8 protein-coding genes, 2 tRNA genes and 1 CRISPR repeat array are annotated in these 11,524 nt (G+C 43.7%); of the genes, 2 read left to right on the top strand and 8 right to left on the bottom strand.

Annotation, left to right across the window (positions count from 1 at the left end):
- Nucleotides 1–11: 11 nt before the first annotated feature.
- A tRNA-Asp gene (locus CMAQ_RS06155) sits at nucleotides 12–89 on the bottom strand.
- A 121-nt stretch (nucleotides 90–210) separates the two neighbouring features.
- Between CMAQ_RS06155 and CMAQ_RS06150 the strand changes: the two genes are divergently transcribed.
- A complete protein-coding gene (locus tag CMAQ_RS06150) occupies nucleotides 211–819 on the top strand; it encodes a DUF1122 family protein (protein ID WP_198002056.1) in 609 nt (202 codons plus the stop codon).
- A gap of 4 nt (nucleotides 820–823) precedes the next feature.
- Here the strand turns inward: CMAQ_RS06150 and ileS are convergent, their stop codons facing one another.
- On the bottom strand, nucleotides 824–3,799 hold the full coding sequence (gene ileS / locus CMAQ_RS06145) for an isoleucine--tRNA ligase (protein WP_012186243.1): 2,976 nt from the start codon (nucleotides 3,797–3,799) through the stop codon (nucleotides 824–826).
- A 60-nt stretch (nucleotides 3,800–3,859) separates the two neighbouring features.
- Nucleotides 3,860–4,486: a CRISPR direct-repeat array (repeat unit 25 nt; unit sequence CTTTCTAATCCCTTTTGGGATTTTC).
- Between the two features lie 284 nt (nucleotides 4,487–4,770).
- Here ileS and CMAQ_RS06140 point away from each other — a divergent pair.
- On the top strand, nucleotides 4,771–6,627 hold the full coding sequence (locus tag CMAQ_RS06140) for a hypothetical protein (protein WP_012186242.1): 1,857 nt from the start codon (nucleotides 4,771–4,773) through the stop codon (nucleotides 6,625–6,627).
- Between the two features lie 120 nt (nucleotides 6,628–6,747).
- Here the strand turns inward: CMAQ_RS06140 and CMAQ_RS06135 are convergent.
- The 6 genes from CMAQ_RS06135 to CMAQ_RS06110 all read right to left on the bottom strand — a co-directional run bounded on the left by CMAQ_RS06135 (nucleotide 6,748) and on the right by CMAQ_RS06110 (nucleotide 11,524).
- A tRNA-Arg gene (locus CMAQ_RS06135) sits at nucleotides 6,748–6,823 on the bottom strand.
- An 85-nt stretch (nucleotides 6,824–6,908) separates the two neighbouring features.
- Nucleotides 6,909–7,301: a hypothetical protein gene (locus CMAQ_RS06130; RefSeq protein ID WP_012186241.1), complete on the bottom strand. Its 393-nt coding sequence runs from the start codon at nucleotides 7,299–7,301 to the stop codon at nucleotides 6,909–6,911.
- 72 nt (nucleotides 7,302–7,373) lie between these two features.
- Nucleotides 7,374–8,129, bottom strand: coding sequence for a hypothetical protein (locus CMAQ_RS10415; RefSeq protein ID WP_012186240.1), 756 nt, complete (start codon nucleotides 8,127–8,129; stop codon nucleotides 7,374–7,376).
- Between the two features lie 89 nt (nucleotides 8,130–8,218).
- Complete coding sequence (locus CMAQ_RS06120; protein ID WP_012186239.1) at nucleotides 8,219–9,307, bottom strand: geranylgeranyl reductase family protein; 1,089 nt, start codon at nucleotides 9,305–9,307, stop codon at nucleotides 8,219–8,221.
- Nucleotides 9,300–10,529, bottom strand: a complete 1,230-nt coding sequence (locus tag CMAQ_RS06115; RefSeq protein WP_012186238.1) for a thermopsin family protease — start codon at nucleotides 10,527–10,529, stop codon at nucleotides 9,300–9,302. Before CMAQ_RS06115 ends, CMAQ_RS06120 begins: the two co-directional genes overlap by 8 nt.
- The gene (locus CMAQ_RS06110; protein WP_012186237.1) at nucleotides 10,526–11,524 is read right to left on the bottom strand and encodes a Gfo/Idh/MocA family protein; all 999 of its coding nucleotides are present in this window, start codon (nucleotides 11,522–11,524) and stop codon (nucleotides 10,526–10,528) included. Before CMAQ_RS06110 ends, CMAQ_RS06115 begins: the two co-directional genes overlap by 4 nt.

The raw sequence follows: 11,524 nt of genomic DNA, 5'->3' as shown, positions 1-11,524 counted from the left end.
GGTTGTATCCTTGGCGCCCCGGCCGGGATTCGAACCCGGGTCTCGGGCTCGACAGGCCCGCATCCTAGACCAGGCTGAACGACCGGGGCCTTAATGCCCGTTTTAGTTACTGTATTAATAAGTTTTATTTTCATTTAAATACCTTAAGCCCACTGGGATTCCGGTAACGCCCGCGTTAAGCCTATTACCTTGTAATTAAGTATGATGCACGTGGGTAATCTAATGGGTTTAGTGGATTTACTGGCTCATGGTATTAGGGTTAATGGCCTTGATGTAGTGGGGCTTGTTAATAAGGGTAGGTTTAGGGAGGAGTTTAACATTGATTTAGTCACCTGTGGGCGCAGGGTACTTACCCTTAAGGTGTTTCTAGGTAGGGGGCCTTATTACGGACCTTGGGTTGAGGCCTTTAACATTAACCCCATCTTTTGGGCCTCATTAGATGACCCATTAATTAAACTCATAGTCAAATACTTAGCTCCAGGTGGCGTCATGTATATTGAGTACCTGACTGATGAGGAGACTAGGATTCAGTTGCAGAGGGGTTATCCACCATTCCTATCTAGGCTCGGCTACATTATGCTTAACGCCGGGTTCACTTGGTTTAAGGACTGGTATTACCCTGAGGGTTGGCTTGAGGGTGGTCCTAAGCTTGAGGGTCAATTACCAGTTAACTGCAGTGAGGGGTTGAGGCATTGGGGAGGCATTAGGGAGGATGCATTGAGGTTCCTTACCGGGACTGGTGGTGATGAGTATTGGGTTAAGGCTTTTGAGAGGGCTAGCCACCTGGTTAAGAAGGGGTATGAGTGTATTACTCAATAATTAATCAGGAACGTTCTATACTGATTTTAACCCTCTTATCCTCAATATCCCAATCCATTGTTAAGACTGGTTTAGATGGCTCACTGAAGAGTACAGTCCCCCTAACCTCATTCTCAATCATACTCCTCATTCTCTCCACGGTCTTCTTAACCTCATCATCAGCAGTAATGTATACTCTAATCCTCTCCTCCAGGTCTAAGTTAGCCTTACTCCTCATTACCTGAATCCTCCTAATTAATTCCCTAGCCATTGCCTCATGATACAGGTCCTCGTTAATAACCTTGTTTAAACACACATCAACCAACACCCCCTCCGCCTTAACGTAGTCATTACCGCATTGAAGCTCATTAGTAAGCCTAACCTGCTTAACATTGGATAGGAATGATAATTGATCCAGTAATTCACGCACTGTTTCAGTGATTTCACTATTCTTAACCTTAACCTGCATGTCACTCAACGGCCACCTAAGCTTAATGCCTAAATTATTCCTAATAGCGGCTGTTAGTGAGAAGGCTTCGAAGATTGCGTCGTAGGCCTTCTCAAGCCTCTCATTAATTAAGTCACGCCTAATCTCCGGCATTGGGGCTAAGTGAACGCTATCGGCTGCATCCCTAACGAAGGCCTTGTACAAGTACTCGGTTATGAATGGTGTGAAAACCGACCCAATCACTATTGCACCCTTAAGCACGTTGTAAAGCACGGTGTAGACTACTAGCTTATCGTCATCACTCCCCTCAACCCATACCCTACGCCTAATTAGCCTAATGTAACCGTGGCTCACATCATCAACAATCAGGCTTATCCACTCCCTTGCAGCCTCATGAATCCTGAATTCATCAAGGTACTGGGTTATCCTACTTAACCTACTGAAGTACCTTGAGAGCATCCACTTATCCTCGCTCTTAGCCTTAGGTAAAACCTCATTAATACTATGCCCCCTTGGGTCATAGTTATCAAGCCTCATGTACATGTCAGCGAACCTAACGCTATTCCATAGAACAGTTAGAATATTCCTAATACCTGAAAACTCATCTGGGTTAACCGGCAGGGTCTCCCATGGGGCTGCCTTAGAGGCTAGGTAAAGCCTAGTGACGTCAGCCCCATACCTACTCATGAGGTCCCTTGCCCAAATCACGTTACCCTTCGACTTACTCATCTTCTGCCCATACTTATCCACCACGTGCCCAGTTATCAATATGGTTTTGTAGGGTGCCTTACCCATCCAGGCCACTGAGGTGGCTAGTAGACTGTAGAACCAGCCCCTGGTTTGATCCACAGCCTCAGTGACCCAGTCGTAGGGGTATAGTTTACTCCAAAGCTCCCTATTCCTCAATCCATCAACACCGGCTATCCAGGCTACACCACTATCTAACCAAACGTCACCAACGAAGGGTTCCCTAACCCACTCACTGCAGTCGGGGGTCCTTAACTTAACCATATCTATCCAGGGTCTGTGGATAAGCTTCTCATCAGGTACATTGGGTAGTTCAACGGCAAGCTTCCTCAACTCCTCTATTGATCCGATTACCATTACCTTACTTGGATCATCCCTACACCTCCATATTGGTAGTGGCGTACCCCAAATCCTACTCCTTGATATTACCCAATCCCTAATATTGGCTACCCAGTCATCGAACCTGTTCCTTAAGCTTTGTGGAATAATCCTAACCTTAGATAATTCATTAACTAAACTGCCCCTGAGGCTTGATATCCTTATGAACCACTGCCTATCAGTCCTATATATTAAAGGCGTCCCACACCTCCAGCAGTGCGGATACCTGTGCATCACTGTACCTTGATGAGCCAGTAGGCCCCTATGCCTAAGCTCCTCAATAACCCTCCTATTAACATCAAGCCAATACATACCGTTGAAGACCCCGCCATTACTATTGAATACCCCATTTATCTCAACACTATTAGTAATAGGTAGGTTCCTACGCCTACCCGCCTCAAAGTCCTCTGGACCGTGGGCTGGGGCTATGTGGACTAGGCCGCTTCCCTCCTCAAGGGTTACGAAGGGTTCAGCAATAACGTAGTGCGCATTTGAGTGGGTCTTATGAATGGGCACTTCATTTAGGAAGACGTGAATGTACCTAATCCCCTCAAGTTCACTCCCCTTAACCCTCTTAACTATCTCAAACTCCTTAACATTAGCTGCATTAAGAACACTCTGCATAAGCCTCTCGGCAAGCCACCAATACTCAGTACCATTACTCCCCTTAACCCTCACAAGTACGTAATCTGCATCAGGATTAACGGCAACGGCCTCATTATCAATCAGTGTCCAGGGGGTTGTTGTCCAAATAACCAAATACACACCCTCACTACCATCCACTGGGAATTTCACGAATATTGATGGATCCTCCCTATCCTCATAACCCTGATCAACCTCAGCATCACTAAGCGCCGTCTCACACCTTGGACAGAATGGTAATACCCTGTAATCCTCAGTGAGTAAACCCTTTTCATGCATGTTCTTTATGAATGCCCAAACATGCTCAATGTAGTACGGCCTCCTAGTCTCATAGGCGTGTTCAACATCAAGCCAAAGCCCAAGCCTCTTCGTACCATCCTCAACCCAGTACTTAAGGTAATAATCCACAAGTGAATTACACTCCTCCGAGAATCGCTCAGCCCCTATCTTATCGAAAATATCCTTCTTAGTCTTAACCCCAAGCCTCCTCTCAACCTCAATCTCAACAGGTAACCCCTGCTCATCCCAACCACCCTGAACCCAAAGCGAGTAACCTTTAAGCCTCATATACCTTAACACAATATCCTTATACGTCCTACCCCTAACATGACCAACATGAGGGAAACCATTAGTTGTCGGCGGACCCTCAAGGAAAGTGAATAACCCCTCCCCCTTAAAACTCCTCCACTTCTCAGGTATCTTAGCTTCATCCCAGAACTTCAACACCACCTCCTCAACCTTCAATGGATCATACCTTGAACCTAGTTTAAAATCAATAGCAGACACCCTAGAATTAATCCCCTTTAAGGATCATTTTTAAGCATTTTCACACCTTCTATTCCTTACCTTTCTAACCCCTCTTGGAATTTTCGGGGAAACAGAGAAAGTAGTCAAGTCAATAATCAAGGAAACTTTCTAATCCCTTTTGGGATTTTCAAATACCGGACTCTATTCTGCAGAAATATGGATACATCAGCTTTCTAATCCCTTTTGGGATTTTCCTACGCGTTTAACGAAGTAACGTTAAGTGATATATATAATTACCTTTCTAATCCCTTTTGGGATTTTCTAGAACCTGTAACTTTATGCATAAACCATGATAATATTGCTTTCTAATCCCTTTTGGGATTTTCCTTAATTACCTACCGCCATCTTTAGTGCGCTCAATTTTGACTTTCTAATCCCTTTTGGGATTTTCAGGAATCATTAAGTCACTTGTGTCAGGATTCATTAAATTATTTAGAACTTTCTAATCCCTTTTGGGATTTTCAAAAAATAATTAAAAAATTATGAGTACATTAAGGAAGTGGGAACTTTCTAATCCCTTTTGGGATTTTCGAATCCTCCACGTGGAAGCAAGGGGAACACTAAACGGATACTTTCTAATCCCTTTTGGGATTTTCAACTCGTGTAGGTTTCTAGGTCTCTATCTATACATGTGTTCCATACTTTCTAATCCCTTTTGGGATTTTCTAATACATTGGCTTTTTTAGGGTTTTTAAGTTTTTCTCTACTGCCTGTTTTGTTTATCATTGGCACAACCATTCCACCATTCTGTGCACTCACATTCCTGTGCTGATGGTGTAATGAAGCCCCCTAATGGTTGTGCTAATTGAAAGAAATGAAGAATGACAATGAAACTGTGCCAATGACAATATATAGAATATATATTTGACTCAATGAAAGAAGACAGGAATCACAAACAAGAATAAAACCACAAACCAACACAACCCCCGTGTTCCCCAGGTGGTTGTGGGATGTCTCAAGAAAACTCCGTGTATAATGAACTTGGGGAATGCTTCCTAAAGAGGCTAAGTACTTGGGGTTCATCGGTGGATTGTGTATTTGATGCCTGTACTAAGTTGGGTATTAAGTGTGTTGTAGCATCTTCAGGTTCTGTGGAGAGTTACATTATGGCTTACTCGGAGATTCAGGATACGTTAATAATTGATCCAAATGCCCTTGAGCAGTATGTTAGGAGTGAGGGCTTTGAGGAATTGATTAAGATTTTTAGACATGAGTTGATGCATAGGGAATTCGCCCATTATAGGCAAAGAAACTGCCCTGAACTTTGGCTTAGGCCACAATCCAATGTAGCTAGGGCCCTGACCTTCGCTATTGAGGATGCCTATATAATGACGACTCTTAAGCAAAGATTTAACATTGATGAGATGAGTAAGAAGTATATTGATGCTGCAGTCCTCCATTGCATTGGTAATGATGGGTCCTTCTCAGACACCTACCAATGTTTCTACTACCTGTATCACTCGCTCATTTATTTAATATACTCCATGAAGCATTTGCTAGGTGTTAAATCCATAGATCCAACACTCAATAACCTGGCTAAACATGGGTACTATGTATTAGAGAAGCTATTCAATAATGAGTTAAATCCCTGCAGCATGCTGAGTGAGATTTATGAAGGTGTGAAAAACATACGGGAAAACCCCATTAGCGTGGGTACATTGCCATCGCCGGGTAATTGTGCACCTGGTTTAATTGTTGATAAGGATCATTTAATGAGGTTAAGGGGTGTTAGGGATCCTGGTATCATTATTAAGGAGACCATTGAAGTATTAACATCGGCATTAAACAAGGCAGAGTTAATGGGATGCATAGCGGTGGGCGAAGTCATTAGTAATTACATTATTAATGAACTCGACGCCATAGGGGTAAACAGACTTGGGGTCACTGGATCATGCCCAGAGGATGCCTCCCCAGGATTATGTATGATGCTGCATCATGTATTCCCTAACGTATTTATGCTACCTAATAAGTGTAGATTCATTAGGGGTGATGCTGAGCTCAGGAATTTCATAGCATTCTATGCAAGGAATAAACTAGGTTTCACGGAAAGTTCCCTTGTATCTGGGGTTAGCCACATCATCAACACCTACCTAAACGAGGCTAGGGAAGGGGGTTGCCAGGTTAATGAGGAGTTAATCATGAGGATTAGTGAAAGGATTAAAGATGCCTTGATTAGGGCTGGAATTGATGTTGAAAAACCCATTTATGGCAACCTACATGGATTGAACCCAGACACCCGAAGGATCCTCACCATAGTATTCCCAGGAATAATCGATGCTAAAAATAAACCCATAGAGATGGCGACCCCACAGGGTACCTCCAAGACGTTACGCCACTTATCGAAACTTCACCCAATAAGTAACCCCATAACATTACGCCCCACACCTAGGCGTTTCTCCGCTAGGGTTTTCTTGGCTGTTGTGTTTGGTTCTGTGTCTGTGTTTTATTGGTGTTTGGCTCAAGTGTTTGGTGTTTTAACTATTCTTCGTTACTTCTACTTCCCAATGCACATGTATTATTACTTGGGTTTATCATTATTCTTCGCCCTACTCTACCTCGCATCAGCAGTGAAGAGGAGGATTGCCGGCGTCTGGATTACCGTGATCCTACTCACGTTAGTTAGTGCAGTGATCTTCAACCATTCACCCATACTAAGCCTCATCACCGAACTAACCACCCTAATAATAACCGGCTCACTAATACCTAAAGCCATTAACGCATTAAGAGAATCTAAGACCAACACCATCCCCGGCATCCTACTAGGCTTAACCATAGCAATAATACTAATTATATACCTAGGTATTTGAGAAATTTTATTTTAAAATTAAGATATTTCAGTGATTATCCATTGGTTCCTTAATAAACCTTAATGCATTACTAAACTAATCCCAGTAATTGCTTCTCATTGAAATTCAAGTGGAGGTTAGCGGGCCCGCCGGGATTTGAACCCGGGTCCTACGGCTTAGAAGGCCGCCGCTCTAATCCATGCTGAGCTACGGGCCCTGGGTTGGTTAACCTTGGGCTGATTTAAAACTTAACTGGGTCATTAAAATGCGCGGTTATGTTTACTATTTCTTAACCTGGGGACTTAACGTTGAGGGAACCTGGTGCTTTTCATAATCTTCCTTATGTCGAAGATGAATATTGGTTTCCAACCTAGTTTACTCAACTTACTGCTTATTCTACTTATTAGGCTTCTTTCATATGATGCCAGGAGGACTAGTTTAACTTCACTGTCCTTCATGTATAGGCGTGCTAACACTATTCCCCTACTGGTTGGCCAATCATTGTACTCGAGGCCTATATCGTTTGTTAGCATTGGGCCGTATCTACCTATTAAGTCATGTAGCTCATTCTCAATCTCATTAAGAACCTCAAATTGACTCTCCTCCACGTTTACTTGACTTAAGCCAATGACGCTTAAGTCGAAGTAAACCATGCGTTTATCACCATGCACCTCAAACAATGCTACCCCCTGCATACTTTACGGGGGCATCTTCAGGATTGGGTTTATAAACTTATTTTCCCTGCAACACCGGTTTAATGTATTCCATTAGGCTATTGATTTACAGGGTGGTTTTGATGGGTCATTAACCCTAAAGCCGAATAAGTAGCAGTAACCCTTATGCGCACCATAGTAGACGCAGTCATTGCAGTTATCAGGCCTACCGTTAACTATCTTAAACCCAAGCTCCCCAGTGGTTACTGGGGTTTCTGGTATTGTTACCGTCTGTTGAACCTGCGTGGGTTGAGGCGGAGTTGGCGGAGTCTGCAGAGTCACTGGAGGCGGTGGGGTCGGTGGAGGTGTTATGGGTTTAACTGGTTGGGGTTGAATAGCCTGAGGTGGTGGAATTTCCGGTGGGGGTGGAGGTGGGGGTTGGATTGGCTGGGGTTGGGGTGTTGATACTGGTTGAGCCTGGGGTATTGGTGAGGTTACTGAAGGTATCTCTAGGTTGAATTCCTCCTTAAGTTCCTTAGCTAATGCAGCCTTAATGGCATCCATTGTTAATTCACTACCCTCAGCCACCTTCCTATCGTTAATAACCATGGCTGGGAATGATGAAACCCCATCCTGCCTCATCCTAACTATAAGTGACTTATATTGGCCTGGTATTTTGCCTTCAGGTTGATCAAGGTACTTAATAACATCATCAATAACATCACCCCTAACCTTAATAATAGTTAACCTAACCTTATCCTCACCCACACCCCTCTTAGCTAATTCAGCCTTAATGTCATTAACAAGGGCCCTAACCTCATTCTCAATGGATTCCGTCCTCCCCGTAATGGAGTAAAACCTAATAATCATTACAGTGCTAGTTAATTAGAGATTTATATTTCTAGCGCATAATACTAGTGGCTTACTCAATGCACTGCACGTAATTATGATGGTACTTACTATATCATGGATTTAATAACCTCCTTAACAGCATCCCTATACGTTAACTTACCCCCAGTAACCTTCTCAATAATGCGGACTGCACCAGGTTCACTGAAGCCTGTTATCTTTAGGAATCGGCTTAGGAACTGTGAATCAAGACCGTAAACAACGTAGGCTACCGTTAATGCGTATTGATTATCCCTAAGGTAACTGGTTATTATTGAATCATAGTACTCGGTGGCATTACTGCTCCTTAATGATAAGGCAGCCAACGCACCACTCATCATTGCTTGGAAAATACCCTCCCCGGTAACTGGGTCAGCTAAACCTAAGGCATCCCCAGTTAACATTACTCTACGGGTTGAGGCTGAGTTAGGTGGCCTGTAGGGTATTAGGTGGCCTATTAATCTGCCTGGTTTCAAGCCGAGTTCATTAACGTAGCTTAACAGTAAGTTACTGTACCTACCCTTTAAAGCTGAGCCTAATCCAACATCGTATTCACCGTGGCTCAGTGGGAATAACCATGCGTAACCCCACTTAATCCTAGTGAAGTCAAGTATGCAGGCATCCCCAGTGTTAATGATTGGGTTACCTGAGGCTATGTTCATTAATGCCACTGCATTTGACCTAGGCATTACCCCAATTGACCTACCTACCCTTGATGGCGCCCCATCAGCCCCAATAACCCACTTAGCCTCATACACACTACTCCTACCTATTACCTCAACCTTACTCGGCGTTTCCCTAACCCTAAGCACCTCGTCATTAACGTACTCAACACCATTATTAACGGCTTCATTAAACATGAATTCATCCAACCTCTCCCTCCTGGAGACCCTTATCATAGGCTCCTTAAACCTCATTACGAATGAACCAGCATGCGTCACCACTAATACTTCACCGCATTCATGCTCAATAACCTCGCTCAAGTCTAATCCAAGTATCCTTGATAACGCAATCGTCTTAGGTGTTAATCCACCACCACACGGCTTAACCCTGGGGTGCTTGGACTTATCAATAATCAATGCCCTAACACCCAGCCTTGAAGCAACTAATGCAGCGGCATTACCTGCGGGTCCACTACCAATAATTATTAAATCATACATAACGCCTTAAAGCCCTGGCGCCGTATTTAAGAATTCCACGGTAAATTGCAATTATTAGTAACACTATTACTAGGGGGATTAACCAAAGCCATACGCCCACGCCCTTAATCGTGAATTCATAGGCGTATTCATAAATCCCAACGTCACCTGCATATAATGTTAACGTTAACTTATACCTACCGCTAGCCCAGTTCCCGGTGTTGATAATGGTTTCACTTGAATTCAATAACATGGCCTTACCATTAATTACCGCAATCCACCTAGCCCCACTTGGCGTTACACGTATTATTAATTCATTACGCCTTAAGTTCACTGATGCGTTAATTAACCATAGGTAGGTTGAGTTCACTCTACCGTACTCCTGATGCACAATACCGTTAATGTAACTCTCACTTATTCCGGCAATTGGGTTAACTGACTCACCTGTGTCGAAGGACCTGGATTGGCCACCTGGGGGTGTGAACCATGATCCATTGTACCTATACATTAGTATCATTGATGCATTCCACTTAAACACGTATAATTGAGCAGCCGCAGTGTAGCCTGCGGTAACCCACTCAATGTCATTACTTAAGTTACCTGGGTTAAATCCACCGATGATTATGTAGGCCCTCGTTGAATTAACCTTAATCAACACGTCATCGTACTTAACCCACCCGGTATCAAGCCTCGTATTGTTTAACCTATACCAGTAATTCACGTTAATGTAGCCGTGGGTTAAATTAACCGTAACCATGCATGATACCGTGAACGGCGCCTTAACCAGCATTACTGGGGGAGCCACATACCTGTAGTAGTATGCGTAATGCTCTGTGACTGGGTATGTTCTATTACCCTTAATCAATGAGAGATCCAGTAGTGCATTAACCCTAGTTATGTTCCATAAGTCGTCCCAAAACCAAACCATGTACCTGGATCCATTAAATTCCCCAATATGCGCAATATTCTGAACCCAGAAGTACTCTATGCCATTTGTTACCACTAGGTTTAATTGAATACTTGCAACATTACCTGAGGCGGCTAGGCTTATTATGGTGAATGACGCGTTGTAAAGCGTTAAGTAACCCATCACTGCATTAACGTGGTATGAGTAGTGTATTATCGATCCATTCCAAAGCTCAGCTGTCCCATTATCCGACACACCCACTGCGTTTAGGGCTAATGCCGATGGTGCCAGTACCATTATTACTAATAATACCAGTATTATTAACTGCGGCTTCATGTTAATGGTAATTTAATAACCCTACCCTCTGCACTACTCCTATACGCAGCCTCAATTATCTCCTGTGCCTTAACGGCGTCATCAATCACTACGCTTAATTGAGACCCCTTGGAAACGGCGTCAATAAGTTCGTCCAAGGTTGTTTTAACCGCGCCCTGTAGCCTTGGTTTAAACCAACCACTCTGTTTCCTAGTGTAGTACATTAGACCAAGCTCAACCCTAATTAATGAACCTTCCTCACCGTAAATCTCAAGGGGTGACCAGGGTAAGCCCTCAAGGACCTGGGTCCACCCGGCATCCAATATGCCTAAAGTCCCCTTACTGAACTTTACCACTGCTGCTCCTTGATCATCAATATTGTAGTTACCCGTGAAGTTGCTTACAATGCCCGTGACCTCAACGGCTTCATCATTAAGCAGGAACCTTAGTAGGTCAGCCCCATGTATACCTAGGTCAAGGAAACCACCACCCCCTGAGTATTGGCTTACAGTGAACCATTCACTCCAATCCTTAAACCACTTATCAATGGCTCCTGGGTGAGCCACCCTTACCCTAATCATGCTTACCTTCCCTAAGGCACCACTGGATAGGATTTCCCTAGCCTTAGTGTTCTCCGGGTTAAGCCTTGAGTTGAAGCCCGTTGTGAATAATACGCCATGCCTCTTAACTATGTTACTTATCTCTAAGGCATCCTTAAGGTTAACGCCAATAGGCTTCTCGCAGAATAAGTGAATACTGCTTTCAGCCAGTAATTCAATGTAGTACTTATGCTTTGATGTCTCTGAATCAATTACGGCTATGTCTGGCTTAGCCTTAATTAACTCATCAATTGTCTTAAATAACCTTAACCCATACCTATTAGCGTAATGCCTACCCCTCTCCTCATTATCATCGAATGCACCCAATACCTCAACATCACTCCTCTTAAGCAATTGCTCCACATGCCCTGGGGCGTGTACATGGGCGAAGCTCACTAAGGCTACTTTAACAACCAT

The sequence above is a fragment of the Caldivirga maquilingensis IC-167 genome, assembly GCF_000018305.1.
Classification (GTDB): domain Archaea; phylum Thermoproteota; class Thermoprotei; order Thermoproteales; family Thermocladiaceae; genus Caldivirga; species Caldivirga maquilingensis.
This window is presented reverse-complemented; position numbering and strand designations above follow the sequence as displayed.